This is a genomic window from Streptococcus mitis, from assembly GCF_000960005.1.
GTDB lineage: Bacteria > Bacillota > Bacilli > Lactobacillales > Streptococcaceae > Streptococcus > Streptococcus mitis_CK.
In genome coordinates this window covers 465,395-482,436 of sequence record NZ_JYGP01000002.1, presented here as the reverse complement: position 1 = coordinate 482,436, position 17,042 = coordinate 465,395, and the positions used below count along the sequence as shown (strand labels likewise).

Sequence of the window (17,042 nt, the reverse complement as noted above, 5' to 3'; positions counted from 1 at the left end):
AGATTTTTTATCCTTTAAATCTCTATAACTTATCCTTTAATTTCTCAACAAAGAGATAGGCTGCTGGACAGGTCAAAGTATTCTTAATCGTCAAATGGTTGATTTGATGGATCTTTTTCCGATCTGTATGGGGGAACTCTCGACATGACTTTGGACGAACATCATAGATGGAACAAAGATTATCTCCTCCTAGAAAGGGACAAGGCATGGATTTAAAAACCTTATCCCCATCTTCATCTACCTGAAGGAATTCAGCTTCAAAAGCTGGTAATTTCATCTTAAAATACTTGGCAATTCGTGTAATATCCGCTTCTTTAAAGTCAGGACCCAATGTCTTGCAACAGTTTGCACAGGCAGTGCAATCAATCTCCGCAAAGACTTCTTGGTGAATCTGCTGGGCTATCTTGTCTAGATTTTTTGGTGGTTTTTTCTTTAAATTGGCTAAAATTTTACGGTGCTCCTTTTGCTTTTGCAAGGCCAGCTGGTGGTAATACTCAATATCAATTTCTTTAGACATGATTTCTCTCTTATTCTATTTGTTTCTCCTATTATATCATGCCTTTGGCTCATTGCAAAGTGGACTTTATAAGACTATACCTTCCCAAAATGTAGCAAAAAACCTTGCAACTAGGTTACAAGGTTGATCACATTAATCGAAGTTAACGTATTCTTTTTGAAGTTCAAGAACTTCTTCCATTGTTGAACACTCTGTAAGGGCACGGTTAGCGTACTCTTCCATCTTAGCAGTGTCCAATTTCTTCATCAAGCTACGTGTACGAAGGACTGATGTTGCTGACATAGAGAATTCATCCAAGCCCATTCCGACAAGAAGTGGAACAGCTTTTTGGTCACCAGCCATCTCACCACACATACCAGCCCATTTACCTTCAGCGTGAGCTGCCTTGATAACGTTGTTGATCAAGCGAAGGATTGATGGGTTATATGGTTGGTAAAGGTATGAAACTTGTTCGTTCATACGGTCTGCTGCCATTGTGTATTGGATCAAGTCATTTGTACCAATTGAGAAGAAGTCAACTTCTTTAGCAAATTGGTCTGCAAGCATCGCTGCTGCAGGTATTCAATCATGATACCAACTTGGATATCATCCGCAACTGCAACTCCTTCAGCAAGAAGGTTTGCTTTTTCTTCATCAAAGACTGCTTTAGCTGCACGGAATTCTTTCAATAGGGCAACCATTGGGAACATGATACGCAATTGACCATGAACAGAAGCACGAAGAAGGGCACGGATTTGTGTACGGAACATTGCATCTCCAGTTTCAGAAATAGAGATACGAAGGGCACGGAATCCAAGGAATGGGTTCATTTCATGTGGCATATCGAAATAAGGAAGTTCCTTATCTCCACCGATATCCATTGTACGAACAACCACTGGTTTACCATTCATTCCCTCAAGAACAGCCTTGTATGCTTCATACTGCTCATCTTCTGTTGGGAAGTCTTGAGAATCCATGTACAAGAACTCTGTACGGTAAAGTCCAACAGCTTCAGCACCGTTGTTGTTAACACCTTCAACGTCTTTTGGAGTACCGATGTTAGCGGCCAACTCGAAGTGTTTACCGTCAGCAGTCACTGTTTGAGCATCTTTCAAAAGTGCCCATTCAGCTTTTTGTTTAGCATAAGCTTCACCAGCTGCTTTAAATTCTGCCGCTTGTTCATCTGTTGGGTTGATAATCACTTCACCAGTAATTCCATTAACGGCAAGGATATCACCGTCTTTCACTACTTCAGTGATGTTATTTGTTCCCAATACAGCTGCAATTTCAAGTGTACGTGCCATGATAGCTGAGTGGCTTGTACGTCCACCGATATTTGTTACAAAAGCTTTTACAAAGTTTTTGTCCAATTGAGCTGTATCAGATGGTGTCAAGTCATGCGCAATCACGATTACTTCTTCATTGATAGAAGCTGGGTTTGGCAATTTCTTACCAAGAAGATTTGCCAATACACGTTTTGTCACGTCGCGGATATCCGCTGCACGTTCTTGCATATATGGGTTGTCTTCCATGCCTTCAAAGATAGTGATGAACATGTCAGTCACTTCTTTAAGACCTGCTTCAGCATTGACTTTCTTAGCACGGATTGTTTCTTTAATCTGACCAATCAATTCTGGGTCAGCAAGAACCATCAAATGAGCGTCAAAAACTTGAGCCGCTTCTTCACCAAGCGTACCTACAGCTTTCTCACGGATAAGAGAAAGCTCGTTTTGAGAAGCTTCAAGAGCAACATCCAAACGAGCCTCTTCTGCGTTTGTATCTTCGACTGAAACAGTATCGAATGACAAATCCGGTTGAACGAGTAGATATGCTTTTGCAACGGCAACACCGTCAGATGCTGCGATTCCTTTAAGCATTTCTGTCATCTTCCTTATGCCAATCCTTCTTTTTCCATTGTTTCTGAGATTGCGACGATAGCATCATCTGCATCTGCACCTTCAGCTGAGATAGTTACGTCAGCACCTTGGCCAACACCAAGACTCATAACACCCATGATTGATTTAAGGTTAACTGATTTACCTTTGTACTCAAGAGTGATATCTGAAGCAAATTTGCTAGCAGTTTGTACCAACAATGTTGCTGGACGTGCGTGAATACCTGTTTCTGCCACTACGTGGAAATCTTTAGAAGCCATAGTTTGACTCTCCTTTTGTTCTTTCTTTTTTGAGTTATATGTGATAACCCTTACAATTTGGTATTATATCATCTTCTAGGATTTTTTTCAAGCATTTTATGGGATTTATTCGATTTCCTTTCAGATAACTTGCTGAAAATCTTCTATTCTAGATAACAAAACACAGGATATAGTTTTTCAAAAAACAACTTATAGGATAATTATCATCTTTTCACAAATCAAACACTACATATTGTGTTTTGTGGGCTTGAGCAGAAAAATAGACCACTATATTTAGTTTCAAATCATTGACAAAAATTTATTTTCTGATATACTAAGAAAGTAATCTATTTTGAAAGAGGAGTTACACAATGGTAACCGTTTATTCTAAAAACAACTGTGTCCAATGTAAAATGACCAAACGTTTCTTGGACAGTAATAATGTCGCTTATCGTGAAATCAATCTTGATGAGCAACCTGAATACATCGATCAAGTTAAAGAGCTCGGTTTCAGCGCGGCTCCTGTTATCCAAACACCAACTGAAGTCTTTTCAGGTTTCCAACCAGGAAAACTGAAACAATTAGCATAATCTTAGTACATCATCCAGAAGAAACTGCTTCTAGGGCTAACTTAGAAGCCTTTCTTTTGTAATTAGATAAGGGAAATTTTATGGGATTAAAACATCTTGAGGACGTGACTTACTTCCGTCTCAATAACGAAATCAACCGTCCTGTTAATGGACAAATCATGCTTCATAAAGATAAGGAAGCCTTGGATGCTTTCTTTAAAGAAAATGTAGTTCCAAACACTATGGTTTTTGATTCAATCAAGGATAAAATCAACTACCTCATTGAACACAACTACATCGAAACAGCCTTTATCAAGAAATACCGTCCAGAATTTTTGGAAGAATTAGCTCAATTTATTAAAGAACAAAACTTCCAATTCAAGTCTTTCATGGCTGCCTATAAGTTTTACAATCAATATGCCTTAAAGACTAATGACGGTGAATATTATCTTGAAAGCATGGAAGACCGTGTCTTCTTTAACGCCCTTTATTTCGCTGATGGCAATGAAGCAGTTGCCATCGATATTGCCAATGAAATCATCCACCAACGCTACCAACCTGCTACTCCTTCCTTCTTGAATGCTGGACGTGCTCGTCGTGGAGAGTTGGTATCTTGCTTCCTGATCCAAGTAACTGATGATATGAACTCTATCGGACGTTCTATCAACTCAGCTCTTCAACTTTCACGTATTGGTGGTGGTGTGGGAATTACTCTCAGCAACCTTCGTGAAGCTGGTGCTCCTATTAAAGGATATGAAGGAGCAGCTTCTGGCGTCGTTCCAGTTATGAAGCTTTTCGAAGATAGCTTCTCTTACTCTAACCAATTGGGTCAACGTCAAGGTGCTGGTGTTGTCTACCTCAACGTCTTCCACCCAGATATTATCGCCTTCCTTTCAACTAAGAAAGAAAACGCCGATGAAAAAGTTCGTGTTAAGACCCTTTCACTCGGTGTTGTTGTCCCCGATAAATTCTATGAATTAGCACGTAAAAATGAAGAAATGTACCTCTTCAGCCCTTATTCTGTAGAGCTTGAATACGGTGTGCCATTTAACTACATCGATATCACTGAAAAATACGATGAATTGGTCGCAAATCCAAATATCCGCAAGACAAAAATCAAGGCGCGTGATTTGGAAACTGAAATCTCTAAATTGCAACAAGAGTCTGGCTACCCTTATGTAGTCAACATCGATACGGCTAACCGTGCAAATCCCGTTGATGGAAAAATCATTATGAGTAACTTGTGTTCTGAGATTCTTCAAGTCCAAGAACCAAGCTTGATCAACGATGCTCAAGAATTCCTTCAAATGGGAACGGACGTTTCATGTAACCTTGGTTCAACCAACGTGGTTAACATGATGACTTCACCTGATTTTGGTCGTTCTATCCGTGCTATGGTTCGTGCCCTTACTTTCGTTACAGATAGTTCACACATCGTAGCTGTTCCTACCATCGACCACGGAAATAGCCAAGCTCATACCTTTGGTCTTGGTGCCATGGGACTTCACAGCTACCTTGCCCAACAATTGATTGAATATGGGGCACCTGAGTCTGTTGAGTTTACTAGCATCTACTTTATGCTTATGAACTACTGGACTTTAGTTGAGTCAAACAATATTGCGCGTGAACGTGGTATCACCTTCCACAACTTTGAAAAATCAGACTATGCTAACGGAAGCTACTTCGACAAGTATGTGACTGGCGAATTTGTTCCAAAATCAGACCGTGTTAAAGAACTCTTCAAGGATGTCTTTATCCCAAGTGCTGCTGACTGGAGTGAACTTCGCGACAAGGTTCAAGCAGATGGTCTTTACCACCAAAATCGCCTTGCTGTAGCTCCAAATGGCTCTATCAGCTATATCAACGACGTTTCTGCTTCTATCCACCCGATTACGCAACGTATCGAAGAACGTCAAGAAAAGAAAATCGGTAAAATCTACTACCCTGCTGCTGGCTTGTCAACAGAAACAATTCCTTACTACACTTCTGCTTACGACATGGATATGCGTAAGGTTATTGATGTCTATGCTGCTGCAACTGAGCACGTGGACCAAGGACTTTCACTCACTCTCTTCATGCGTAGTGACATTCCAAAAGGTCTTTACGAATGGAAGAAAGAAAACAAACAAACGACACGTGACTTGTCTATCCTTCGTAACTATGCCTTTAACAAGGGTATCAAGTCTATCTACTACGTTCGTACCTTTACAGATGACGGTGGAGAAGTCGGTGCCAACCAATGTGAAAGCTGTGTGATTTAATCTTTGCTTGAGGAAACTACATTTTCTCAGATTAGTGATTCATTCACCCTGCTAAACTAGAATAAGCATCTATACTATGAAATAACAAAAAGTCGGGCTTCCGACTTTTTGTGCGATACTCCTCTAGAATTATGATAAAATAGAGATAATTGTGAGTTCGCAATACTAAACACAGAAAGAGATTTCAAATGGAAACTTACTATAAAGCCATTAACTGGAATGCCATCGAAGATGTCATCGACAAATCAACTTGGGAAAAACTGACGGAGCAATTCTGGCTTGATACACGTATTCCCTTGTCAAATGACTTGGATGACTGGAGAAAGCTATCAAATGTAGAAAAAGACTTGGTTGGAAAAGTCTTTGGTGGTTTAACACTTTTGGATACCATGCAATCTGAAACAGGAGTTCAAGCCCTTCGCGCAGACATCCGTACACCCCATGAGGAAGCTGTTTTCAATAACATCCAATTTATGGAATCTGTCCACGCAAAATCTTACTCATCAATCTTTTCTACCTTGAATACTAAGGCTGAGATTGAAGAAATTTTCGAATGGACCAATACCAATCCTTACCTACAAAAGAAGGCTGAGATCGTCAACGAAATCTACCTAAACGGTAGCCCACTTGAAAAGAAAGTTGCCAGCGTCTTCCTTGAAACTTTCCTCTTCTACTCTGGTTTCTTCACTCCCCTCTACTATCTCGGTAACAACAAACTAGCCAACGTCGCAGAAATCATTAAATTAATTATTCGTGATGAGTCTGTTCACGGAACCTACATCGGTTATAAATTCCAACTTGGTTTCAATGAATTACCTGAAGAAGAGCAAGAAAAACTCAAAGAATGGATGTACGACCTTCTCTACACTCTTTATGAAAACGAAGAAGGCTACACAGAAAGCCTCTATGACGGTGTTGGTTGGACGGAAGAAGTCAAAACCTTCCTTCGCTACAATGCCAATAAAGCTCTCATGAACCTGGGACAAGATCCACTCTTCCCAGACTCAGCAGATGATGTCAACCCAATCGTTATGAACGGTATTTCAACAGGAACTTCCAACCACGACTTCTTCTCTCAAGTCGGAAATGGTTACCTCCTTGGTGAAGTTGAAGCCATGCAAGACGATGACTACAACTACGGTTTGGACTAATGTTATCTATTTTATAAGTGATAAAAACATCATGGTTTGTTTAAAACAACCATGATGTTTTTGTTTTTGTTTTCTTTTGTTTTTTAAATTGATTGATTGAATACTTTATGATAAAATAGTAATAGAAATAGAGGTGATAACGATGTTAAAGCAGGAAAAACTAGATAATATTCTAGAAACGATAAATACAAAGGGAACTATTACTGTAAAAGAAATTATGACTCGCTTAGATGTATCAGATATGACTGCTAGACGCTACTTGCAAGAGTTGGCAGACAAGGATTTACTTGTTCGAGTACACGGGGGAGCTGAGAAAATTCGCACAGGTTCTATTTTAAATAATGAACGTTCCAATATTGAAAAACAAAGCTTACAGATTGCAGAAAAACAAGAAATTAGCCGTTTTGCAGGCCATTTAATTGATGAGGGTGAAACTATTTTTATCGGACCTGGTACGACCTTAGAATCTTTTGCCCGTGAACTTCCAATTGATAATATTCGTGTTGTAACAAACAGTTTACCAGTCTTTCTCATCTTAAACGAACGAAAACTAACAGATTTGATTTTAATCGGTGGAAACTACCGCTCTATCACTGGAGCCTTTGTGGGAACACTAACCTTGCAAAACTTAGCCAATCTTCAATTTTCTAAAGCTTTCGTTAGCTGTAATGGTATTCAGGACAATGCGATTGCGACCTTTAGTGAAGAGGAAGGTGAATCTCAACGCATCGCCCTCAATAATGCCAATAAAAAATACTTACTAGCTGACAATAGTAAGTTCAATAAATTTGATTTCTATACCTTCTACAATATCTCTGATATTGATACCATCGTTTCAGATTCTAAACTGAGCAAAGAAACGTTTGAACAACTTTCAAAACAAACAAAAATTATTCTTTCTAAACCATAAAACTGAGGATTGATAAAATATAAAATGCGTCATATCAAGATTCTTATTTTCTTAATATGACGCATTTTTTGATGAAGATTTTTACAAAGAGTTTCCTAGATTCTTTATGATTGTTGAAACGGCATAAAATCTGAATCAAAGGAGATATTATCCCGTTCTTCAGGACTGATAAAACTTAAAAAGATATTTTTAAATTCTTCTAGCTCATAGTCTGAATGGCAAATCCATTCTTTACCGGTAGAGACATACCATTTCCCAAGATTTTTCAGCTCCTCATTAGTCAAACGAGGTATTTGAGAACATTTATCAAAATTGATAATATAAACTTTTTCATAAATTGATTGGATAAAATCTTTGAACATCTTTTGCCTCACTAGAATTCTATATCTAATTACTAATTCTATTAGTCTATAATCTGACTTTCCGCTACTTTCTTGTACCAGTGAGCTGATTTCTTAGGATAACGTTCTTGAGTTTCAAAGTCTACATAGAAGAGACCGTAACGTTTTTCATAACCGTTTGACCATGAGAAGACGTCCATCAATGACCAGATGAAGTATCCTTTGACATTTGCACCATCAGCAATCGCATCAGATAAGACCTCTAAGTGTTGTTTGACATAATCAATACGGCCATCATCATAAACAGTGTTATCAACGAACTCATCTTTATACCCTAGACCATTTTCAGTGATGTAAATCTTCTTGTAGTTAGGATAATCTTTCTTCACACGCATGATTTGGTCATACAAACCTTGAGGGTAGATAATCCAATCCCAGTCTGTACGTGGTACATAATCAGGAGCTACACGACGACCAACACCTTTGATTTGGTATTTAGAGCTTCCTTTCTCACCCTTACCATTATGGATAATTTCAGTTTCTCCATCAAATGCTTCCATCCAGTCACTCATATAGTAGTTGATGCCTAGAAAATCATTCAAGTCTTTTGCAGCTTCTAATGCTGTAAAATCTTCTTCACGAAGATCCAAGCTACCACCATTGGCAGCCAAGATAGCCTCTACCCCTGCCAGAGTCTTTTCAGAGTAGTGACCCAGATAAGTTGCATCCAAGATAAATTTATTATGGATAATGTCCTCCAACTCTGCCGCAATAACATCTGCAGGATTTTCAGGATCTAGAGGATACTTAGTAGGCAGAGCATGAACAACCCCAATTTCACCTTTATAGCCTTTCTCTTTGTACAATTTTACCGCACGTGCATGAGACACCATCATATTGTGGTGCGATTGGAAGACTTTGGCAAGATCGTACTGAATACCTGGAGGGAATTTACCAACCAAGTATTGACCATCACCGATTGGTCCAATTTCATTGAATGTTGTCCAATAGTTTACTTCTGGAAATTCTTCAAAACAGAAAGCCGCGTAGTCTACAAAGTGTTCAATGTTTTCACGGTTTAAGAAGTCTCCATTTGAGTGGAGAGCTTCTGGCGTATCAAAGTGATGAAGAGTTACAAAAGGCTCAACATGACGTTTGTGACACTCTGCAAATAGATTATGATAAAATTCAACACCTTTAGCATTTACTTGGCCGAAACCAGTCGGGAAAATACGGGACCAGGCAATAGAAATTCGAATGCCATTGACACCATACTCTTCTGCCAACTTGAGGTCAACTGGGTATCGATTGTAAAAATCACTGGCTGGTTCTGCAGTGTACCAGTAATTATCTTCAAGATATTTATCCCACGCTACTGGTCCTTTACCATCAGTATGTGTAGCACCTTCTGCTTGATAGGCAGCTGTTGCGCCACCAAAAATAAAGTCTTTTGGTAATGTTTTTGTCATTTTTTCACCTATTTCTTGATTTAAATAAAGTAAAAATGAGAGGAGAGGAGTCAGTGAGCCATCCTTCTCCATCTCACTTCTTGTACCAAGTCACCGAATTGTGACATGAGGAGGTAAAAACAATATCTTTTTACCGACGAATTAACAAGGCGATTAGGAAATTCGCCATAGCGATTTCCGTAACGATAGGAGACTATTTCAGAGTCCCTATTATTAATCGAATTGTGACATGAGGAGGTAAAAACGATATCTTTTTACCAACGAATTAACAAGGCGATTAGGAAATTCGCCATAGCGATTTCCGTAACGATAGGAGACTGTTTTATAGTCCCTATCGTTAATCGAATTGAGCTTGTACGAATGCAAGAGCACCTTTTCCATCACGAGTTAATTTGATGTATTGAGCGCCTTCTGTCTTGGCAAGTTTAATACCAAGTTTATCTGTTTCTGCTTTCATATCTTCAAAGTTTGAAGCAACTTGAGGGGCAAGGATAACTAGATCAAACTCTGGTAACATTTCACGGTGAGCACCATAGCCACCTGCTGCTGCTTTCACAGGGACATTGTATTCTGCTGCTGCCTTATTCAAAGCATTCGCAAGGAGACCACTTGTCCCTCCACCTGCACAGAGAACGAGGACATTTGTTTCTTCAGTGATGGTATTTTGTGCTGCATCGACACCCGCTTTTTCAAGAATAGCATCCGCTTTTGCAGTGTTGAAGTTTGCAGCAACTTTGTCTTTCAATTCATCATTAGATTTACCTGAACGCTCTTCTTCAAGAATTTGTTCATCATATACTTTAAGGAATGGGTAGTAAATGACTACGTCAACCACAATTAGAAGGGCAGCAAGAATGAATGATAGAACTTGGAAGTTAGTACCAAGAACTAGACCTAGTGGAGCTGGAGTTGTCCATGGTAGATTAGCAGTAAATGAATTCATTCCAAGAGTTTCAATAAAGAATTTAAAGATCCATACGTTTGCGATTGGAGCAAAGATAAATGGAATGAAAAAGATTGGGTTCAATACAAGCGGTGCACCAAACAAGATTGGTTCATTTACACCAAAGAAAGTTGGAACTACTGAAGCACGTCCGATTGCACGGTTACGTTTTGATTTTGTTAACCACATGAACATGAATGGAACAACCAGTGTCGCACCAGTACCACCCATGGTAACGATAAACATTTGTGTACCAGAAGTAAGAATCTTGTCAGCGTGCATCCCTTGTTGAAGAAGGTTCAAGTTGACTTCGGCATTGGCATAGGTAATTGCTGCGATAGCAGGTTCAACAATAGATGGACCATGAATCCCAACAAACCAGAAGAAGGCAAAAGCACCAAAGATAATGGTAATACCAAGATAGCCATCAGCTGCAGAGAATAATGGTGCAAAGAATTTACCGATTGATTCAGCCACACTTGCACCAACAAAATGACGTGCTAATAAGTCAAGAGCATAAAGAGAAACAACAGATAGAGTGAATGGAATCACATCTTTAAAAACTTGTGAAATATTTGGTGGAACTTCGTCAGGCATGCGAATAGTGACGTTGTTCTTAACACAAACCTTATAGATTGCTACGGTAACAAAGGCAGCAAGGAAGGCTGAAAGCAAACCTTTTGTCCCTAAGAATCCAGTAGCTAGACCATTTTCGATAGGATCAGCTGCCAACATCAACAAACCAACAATTGCTGCCAACAATGTTGACATATAGTTGATTTGATTGGTTTTCTCCATGCTACGGTTTACTGAGTCGGTCAATGACTTGGCTGTTGTACCAGCTACCAAGAGAGCTAAAATACCCATTGAATAGCTGTAAGGTTTCATAAGAAAGGCTACAACTTCATCAGACCATTTAAAGCCCCATGAGTTTGGTACAAAGGCAATCAAGATAAAAATACTTGAGAAGAGAATAACAGGCATACCTGCAATGAAACCATCACGAATAGCACGAAGATAGATATTACGAGATAATTTCTCAAAGAAAGGTTTTCCTTTCTCAATAAATGCAATTAGTTTATTCATTATTTAACTCCTCTCTTGTACAGTTCAATTAAATGGTGCATCAAATCTTTTAACAAAATAGTTGTCATCAAGTGATCTTGACCGTGCATCATGGTCACACTATACGCTAAGTCCTCACCAGAAGCTTCCTTAGTCAATAGACTTGTTTGCGCGTGGTGAGCCTCTGCAATACAGCTACCAGCTTCCTCTACCAGAGCGTCCGCTTTTTCAAAATCACCAGCTTCAGCAGCCTTCAAGGCTTCCAATAGTTTTGAACGAGCGTCGCCAGCATAGGCTACGATTTCAAAACCTAACAATGTTACTTCTTCTCTATTCATGATAGATTTCTCCTTATATAGTTTTAAATAAATTTTTATGACAATAAACGTTGGATATGTAGAACTAGATAAACTCGTTCACTTTTATACAAATCAAGACCCGTATGTTGCGTAATCACATCATAGATCTTGGAACCAATCTCGAACGCTTTTGGATAGGATTGTTTAATATGATCTTCCATATCCAGAAGTGATTGGTTATCATCTCTAGATCTGTCTAAATAATCCAAGAAATAATTCAAATGAATCATAAAACGATCATAGAAATGGTTATTCTCTTTAGTTCGTTGAATTGCATAGTCCGTTAAAACTTCTTCAACATTCCTGAGAATTTCTTTCCTCTTATCAATCGACTCCACAAGTTCCACTTCATTTTCACCTTCGGCATTAATGAAATGATAAGCAATCCGAATAATTTCGTCCTCAGGAAAATGATCTGCTAGCTTCTGACGGTAAATTTCAAATGCTTCATTTGCGATTTGAAAAGCGACAGGATACTTAGTGGAAATATCTGGCAGATTACTATCCTTGTACCTTCCTTGTGCTAGAGCTTGGTAAGAACAGTAAATATGATCTGTCAATGTTACGTAGAGATACTCTTGAATCGGATAATGATATTTCTTTGATAGCTTATCAATGATTTCATAGGTCACTGTGATAAAATCAAGCGGAACATCTTTGAGGAGAGCCATAAAGTTTTCTCTGGACTCTTCGGTCTTCATCCGAAAGATTTTCTCAACCTGCTGTTCAGCAATCAAATCCCCTTTCTTCTTTCCAAATGCAATCCCCTTACCAATCACAATCACTTCTTCTCCTTTATCGTTTCTGACAAGCGAGACATTGTGATTCATTGGATTTAGAATTCGATACATGTCAACCTCCTTTTATATCTTAAAGGTATATGAGTACAAAAAATGACCACAAATGAACTAGAAAATCAGCCGATTTCTAATTCACCTGTGATCATGCCTAATATTACTTAGTAACACTCACCTTGTATTAACTTGTGATTTAAGTATAGCACAAGTAAGTTATTTTGTAAACCTTTACATACAACTTTTTTAAAAATTTTTTAGATTCATGTTCCTAACCCAGGAGGACTTGCTTACACTCGTTCTTTCCATGAAGTTGCTGTTGTTTGAAGAACTTTATTGAGCTCATCAATGTTTTCAAATCCAGTTGTGCGAAGCCATTCGCGAGCTGCTGCTTCACCATCTTTGATGTATGCTTCAACTGATCCAGCCCATGTAGCACGGCCACAAAGAACTCCGTTAAAGTTTGCACCTGATTCATGAGCAAATACAAGAGTATCTTGGAAGAGTTTAGCTGATACACCAGCACTCAAGTAGATGTATGGCAAGTTAGTTGCTTCATCTTGTGCTTTGAAGAATGCTGCTGCTTCTTCACGTGTATAAACCACTTCACCTTCAGCGAAGCCTTCAACATATTTAATGTTAACAGGAACTTCTACTTTCAAGACATCAATGTTAAAGCGCGGGTCTGAGAAGACTTTCATAGCACCGATAACTTTGTGTGGTTTTACTTTCGCATATTCTACAGAACCGGCGTCCGCAATTTTTTCATCGTAAGCAAGGATTTCAAGGAAGAATGGGATATCTTCAGCCACACATTCAGAACCGATGCGTTCGATGTAAGCTTGTTTTTCTTGGTTGAGTTCGTCTGAGCTATCTACATCATAGTAAAGCAAGAATTTAACTGCATCTGCACCTTCTTCTTTAATACGTTTTGCAGACCAAACATCCAAGCAGTCTGGCAAGCGTTTTGTACTTGTTGTGTCATAACCTGTTTTTTCATAAGCAAGGAGAAGACCAGCTTTTTCATCAAGAGCTTTAGTCGCTGGAAGTCCATACTCAGGGTCAAGAAGCATTGATGAAGCGTATTTAGTCAATTCATCTGCTACCAAGACTTTCAGTTCTTCCATTTGAGCTACAGTTGGTTCTTCTGTTTGGTGTTGAGCCATGAGGCGTTTCAAAGCACCACGTTGGTCAAATGCAAGAGCTGAGATGATACCATTTTCATCAGAAAGTTTTTCTAAGCGTGCACGTTTTTGTTCTGTTAAAGCCATTTTATACCTCTTTTACTATTAATTGATCATATAGAGCTTGATAGTTGGCCATGTTGACATGACCAGTCATTTTTTCTTGAGCATTGAGCATACCAAGGACATTTGCCTTGATGAGTAATTCTGCATCCGATTCTTTGTGAAGAAGTCCTGAAGAAATTCCTGCCACAGTAGAGTCTCCAGATCCAACAGGATTTACCACCTGAATTCTAGGAATATCGACCTTGTAGAAAGTGTCTCCATGTTTGGCAAAAGCACCGTTGGCACCAAGTGAAACGATAATCCATTCAATACCTGCAAACAAAGGTTCTTGAAGTACTTCTTTTAATTCATCCAAATCCTCAGAAACTTCTCTTCCAAGAAGCTGAGACAATTCCTCATTATTTGGTTTGATGACTGTTGGTTTATGTGGTGATTCAAGAACCGCATGAAGCGCTGCACCAGAGCAGTCCAAGACTACAGGCTTACCAGCTTGATTAGCAAGTTCTACCAAGCTCGCATAGTAATCAACTGGAAGGCCAGCTGGCAGACTACCTGAGATAGCTACTACTTCAACTGACTCCAAGAGTTTTTTGAAATGTTCCAAAAAGTCTTGACCTTCCTGTTCCAATACTTCAGGACCTTTTTCAAGAACTTCTGTTTGGTTGTCACCGTGGAGAATAGCGATACAGTTACGAGTCTCTCCCTGAATTGAGAAGAAATCTTTCTTTACTTGATTATCGATATGTTCAACCAAAAACTCACCAAGTTTGCCACCCACTAAACCGGTAGCAAGAACAGAATCCCCAAATTCTGAAAGTACTCGGGTAACATTGAGTCCCTTACCACCAGCCGTTTTGGTTACATCCACCACACGATTGACAGTATCAATCTTCAACTCATCCAAGGGATAGGAAATATCGATGGATGGGTTCATTGTGACTGTTAAAATCATAAGTCACCTCTTAATCGTGGTATTCTCCGCGATCCCATTTTTCAAGGAATTCAGTGAAGAAGTTTGCGTCTGTTTGTTGAGCATTGTGACTTTCAACGTGTTCAATTTTCGCAATCAATTTTTTGTTTTCTTCAGATGGTTTGTATTCAGCATGGATGAAAGCTTCTATGATGTCACACATGAGCAATTCACCAGTAATTTTACCACCGAAACCAATGACGTTGGCATTGAGTTCTTCTTTAGCATAAAGTGCTGTTGTCATATCACGAACCAAGGCAGAACGGACACCTGGAACTTTATTTACAGCGTTGTTGATACCAACACCAGTACCACAGATACATACTCCAAGATCAGCTTGACCACTAGTTACAGCTTCCCCTACTTTTTTACCAAAGATTGGGTAGTGAGTACGTGTATGGTCATATGTACCAAAGTCAATAACTTCATATCCTTTTGATTTCAAAAATTCTGAAACCGCCATTTTTTCATCTGTTACGATGTGGTCACATCCAATTGCAATTCTCATTAGTTATTCCCTCCGATTAATTATATAAATCTAATATCATTTATCCCTACTCAAGAAAAATCAAGATTAGCTTAGGAAGCGAGCTGCGAGCATAACTGAGGTTAGCTAAAGTGAGCTGACGACAGATTATCTTGATTTTTGAAGAGTATTAGCACATTTTGTTCAACATATCGACCCTGATTTGGTGACGTCCACCATCGTATTTACCGTTAACAAATCCTTTAGCAATGTTTTTAGCCAATTCATCACCGACAAGTTGTGCACCCATAGTGATCATACGTGAGTTGTTGTGGCCACGAGTCATATAAGCTGAACGTTCGTCAGATACTTCTGCAGCAACCATTCCTTTGATTTTAGTTGCAACCATAAATGGACCAGCTCCATAAGCATCAATCACGATACCAAGGTTTTGTTCTTCTTTGTTTACTTCTGCAGCAACAGCAAGAGTCACATCAACAAAGTCTTGACCTTCAGCTGTAACATCCACAACGTGGAAGTTTTCTTTTTCCAAGAAGTCTTTCACAACTTCTTTCAATCTCAAACCTGCAGCATCTGCACCGATAACAATAGACATATTGTATACTCCTTTTATTTTTCTAGGCTAGTAAAAACTTTTATGGTTAGCAGTTTACCTACAAAAAGTTTTCTAGCAGTTTATTGACAAATTGGATTGAATGAGATGAATGACACCTTATTCAAGTTTAGGAAATCAGTTTCCTAGAAATAATTCTTCTCCACGAAAGAGAATATAACAAGTGATTATTTGTTTGTGACAAACATCATTTGTTGCTTACAAACATAATATACTCCTATTTCCGGAAAAAGTCAACAGTTAGTGTTTGTTTTTGTGTTTTTTTAACTAAAAAATTTCGATATCAAAACCAATTTGATCTACTTGACCAGGTTCTAGGAGACGAACATTCTTCTTATCTTCTAGATGATCTCCTTCTTCAAGGGATGTTGACAAGCCAGACCATGGTTCAAAAGCAATGAAAGGACCTTTATTCAAAGTTGACCAGATAATAAGATTTGAGAACTCTGCAAAGTGCACTTTCAATCCCTTATCATGTTTACGAGAACGAAGCGCAATTGTTCTAGATTGCAAGTCATCTAAGGTGACTGCATCCGTGCTGAAAAGATCATAACTAAGATCTATTTCTTTTTGCCCCTCTAGCCATGGACTTCTATCTTGAAAATCCAGCATACCCGTTTGTGGGAAAGGACGTGGAACAGAGCAAGTCTCTTCTTTCTCAAACTCTAAATAGTAATCTTCATAGACTTCATCATCAAGTAGAGGACAATTAAAGCCTGGATGTCCACCAATAAAGTAAGGCATGACCTTGTTGGTTTCTTTATTGAAAATCTTATATTGAGTTCGTACTGTCTTGCCAGTAAGGCTATAAGTGATTTCTAGGCGGAAATGATAAGGGTAGTTCTGATAGCTATTCTCATCGTCTTCAATTGCAAAAGTTACACTATTATCTGTCTGTTCAACTAATTCAAATTCTTTCTTGCGAACCAAACCATGACGAGGAATCTTTCCTTTACTTTCTTGTCCATTATCATCTATATAAAGTGCTATATCCTCTCTCAATGAACCACAAATAGGAAAGAGAACAGGAGCTTGTCCACTCCAATAAGTAGCATCCCCTTGCCACAAATACTCAACTCCCTCAGCATCTTTTATAGAAGAAAGAGCCCCACCAAAACTGTTAAATTGAACTCTTAATTGTTCTGATTTTAATTCAATTACCATTATTTTCTCCGATTTCTTAATAGTTTATAAAAAACTAGGCTGTCACTCCTAAACGGTATGACAACC

The 17,042-nt window shown here is 38.7% G+C and carries 16 protein-coding genes and 1 pseudogene; 4 read left to right on the top strand and 13 right to left on the bottom strand.

What is annotated here, in order from left to right; all coding sequences use genetic code 11:
* Positions 1–22: 22 nt before the first annotated feature.
* From TZ90_RS03750 to TZ90_RS03740, 3 genes and pseudogenes are all read right to left on the bottom strand, one after another.
* Positions 23–517: a YkgJ family cysteine cluster protein gene (locus tag TZ90_RS03750; protein ID WP_045611533.1), complete on the bottom strand. Its 495-nt coding sequence runs from the start codon at positions 515–517 to the stop codon at positions 23–25.
* A gap of 132 nt (positions 518–649) precedes the next feature.
* Positions 650–2,382: pseudogene (ptsP, locus tag TZ90_RS03745) on the bottom strand (phosphoenolpyruvate--protein phosphotransferase).
* Positions 2,383–2,387: 5 nt separating this feature from the next.
* Entirely contained in the window at positions 2,388–2,651 is a 264-nt protein-coding gene (locus TZ90_RS03740) for a phosphocarrier protein HPr (protein ID WP_000146949.1), read from the bottom strand.
* A gap of 350 nt (positions 2,652–3,001) precedes the next feature.
* Here TZ90_RS03740 and nrdH point away from each other — a divergent pair, with 350 nt between their 5' ends.
* The 4 genes from nrdH to TZ90_RS03720 all read left to right on the top strand — a co-directional run bounded on the left by nrdH (position 3,002) and on the right by TZ90_RS03720 (position 7,521).
* Entirely contained in the window at positions 3,002–3,220 is a 219-nt protein-coding gene (gene nrdH, locus TZ90_RS03735) for a glutaredoxin-like protein NrdH (RefSeq protein ID WP_000259240.1), read from the top strand.
* An 80-nt stretch (positions 3,221–3,300) separates the two neighbouring features.
* Positions 3,301–5,460, top strand: a complete 2,160-nt coding sequence (gene nrdE / locus TZ90_RS03730) for a class 1b ribonucleoside-diphosphate reductase subunit alpha (RefSeq protein ID WP_045611532.1) — start codon at positions 3,301–3,303, stop codon at positions 5,458–5,460.
* A gap of 188 nt (positions 5,461–5,648) precedes the next feature.
* Positions 5,649–6,611, top strand: a complete 963-nt coding sequence (gene nrdF / locus TZ90_RS03725) for a class 1b ribonucleoside-diphosphate reductase subunit beta (RefSeq protein WP_000451386.1) — start codon at positions 5,649–5,651, stop codon at positions 6,609–6,611.
* 142 nt (positions 6,612–6,753) lie between these two features.
* On the top strand, positions 6,754–7,521 hold the full coding sequence (locus TZ90_RS03720) for a DeoR/GlpR family DNA-binding transcription regulator (RefSeq protein WP_045611531.1): 768 nt from the start codon (positions 6,754–6,756) through the stop codon (positions 7,519–7,521).
* Between the two features lie 104 nt (positions 7,522–7,625).
* Here the strand turns inward: TZ90_RS03720 and TZ90_RS03715 are convergent, their stop codons facing one another.
* From TZ90_RS03715 to TZ90_RS09875, 10 genes are all read right to left on the bottom strand, one after another.
* Complete coding sequence (locus tag TZ90_RS03715) at positions 7,626–7,883, bottom strand: DUF3884 family protein (RefSeq protein WP_080890725.1); 258 nt, start codon at positions 7,881–7,883, stop codon at positions 7,626–7,628.
* 41 nt (positions 7,884–7,924) lie between these two features.
* On the bottom strand, positions 7,925–9,331 hold the full coding sequence (lacG, locus tag TZ90_RS03705; RefSeq protein ID WP_045612547.1) for a 6-phospho-beta-galactosidase: 1,407 nt from the start codon (positions 9,329–9,331) through the stop codon (positions 7,925–7,927).
* Positions 9,332–9,668: 337 nt separating this feature from the next.
* Positions 9,669–11,360: a lactose-specific PTS transporter subunit EIIC gene (locus TZ90_RS03700; protein ID WP_045611530.1), complete on the bottom strand. Its 1,692-nt coding sequence runs from the start codon at positions 11,358–11,360 to the stop codon at positions 9,669–9,671.
* Positions 11,360–11,677 (bottom strand): PTS lactose/cellobiose transporter subunit IIA, encoded by a 318-nt coding sequence (locus TZ90_RS03695; protein ID WP_001078331.1) that lies wholly within the window; start codon positions 11,675–11,677, stop codon positions 11,360–11,362. The genes TZ90_RS03700 and TZ90_RS03695 overlap by 1 nt, the downstream gene beginning before the upstream one ends.
* A 35-nt stretch (positions 11,678–11,712) precedes the next feature.
* Positions 11,713–12,549: a PRD domain-containing protein gene (locus TZ90_RS03690; protein ID WP_045611529.1), complete on the bottom strand. Its 837-nt coding sequence runs from the start codon at positions 12,547–12,549 to the stop codon at positions 11,713–11,715.
* 233 nt (positions 12,550–12,782) lie between these two features.
* Positions 12,783–13,763, bottom strand: coding sequence for a tagatose-bisphosphate aldolase (gene lacD, locus TZ90_RS03685; protein ID WP_001229114.1), 981 nt, complete (start codon positions 13,761–13,763; stop codon positions 12,783–12,785).
* Position 13,764: 1 nt separating this feature from the next.
* Positions 13,765–14,694, bottom strand: a complete 930-nt coding sequence (locus TZ90_RS03680) for a tagatose-6-phosphate kinase (RefSeq protein ID WP_045611528.1) — start codon at positions 14,692–14,694, stop codon at positions 13,765–13,767.
* Positions 14,695–14,704: 10 nt separating this feature from the next.
* Positions 14,705–15,220, bottom strand: a complete 516-nt coding sequence (gene lacB / locus TZ90_RS03675) for a galactose-6-phosphate isomerase subunit LacB (RefSeq protein WP_045611527.1) — start codon at positions 15,218–15,220, stop codon at positions 14,705–14,707.
* Between the two features lie 148 nt (positions 15,221–15,368).
* Positions 15,369–15,794, bottom strand: coding sequence for a galactose-6-phosphate isomerase subunit LacA (gene lacA / locus TZ90_RS03670; RefSeq protein ID WP_000029277.1), 426 nt, complete (start codon positions 15,792–15,794; stop codon positions 15,369–15,371).
* Positions 15,795–16,079: 285 nt separating this feature from the next.
* Complete coding sequence (locus TZ90_RS09875; protein ID WP_080890724.1) at positions 16,080–16,976, bottom strand: aldose 1-epimerase family protein; 897 nt, start codon at positions 16,974–16,976, stop codon at positions 16,080–16,082.
* Between the last annotated feature and the right edge of the window lie 66 nt (positions 16,977–17,042).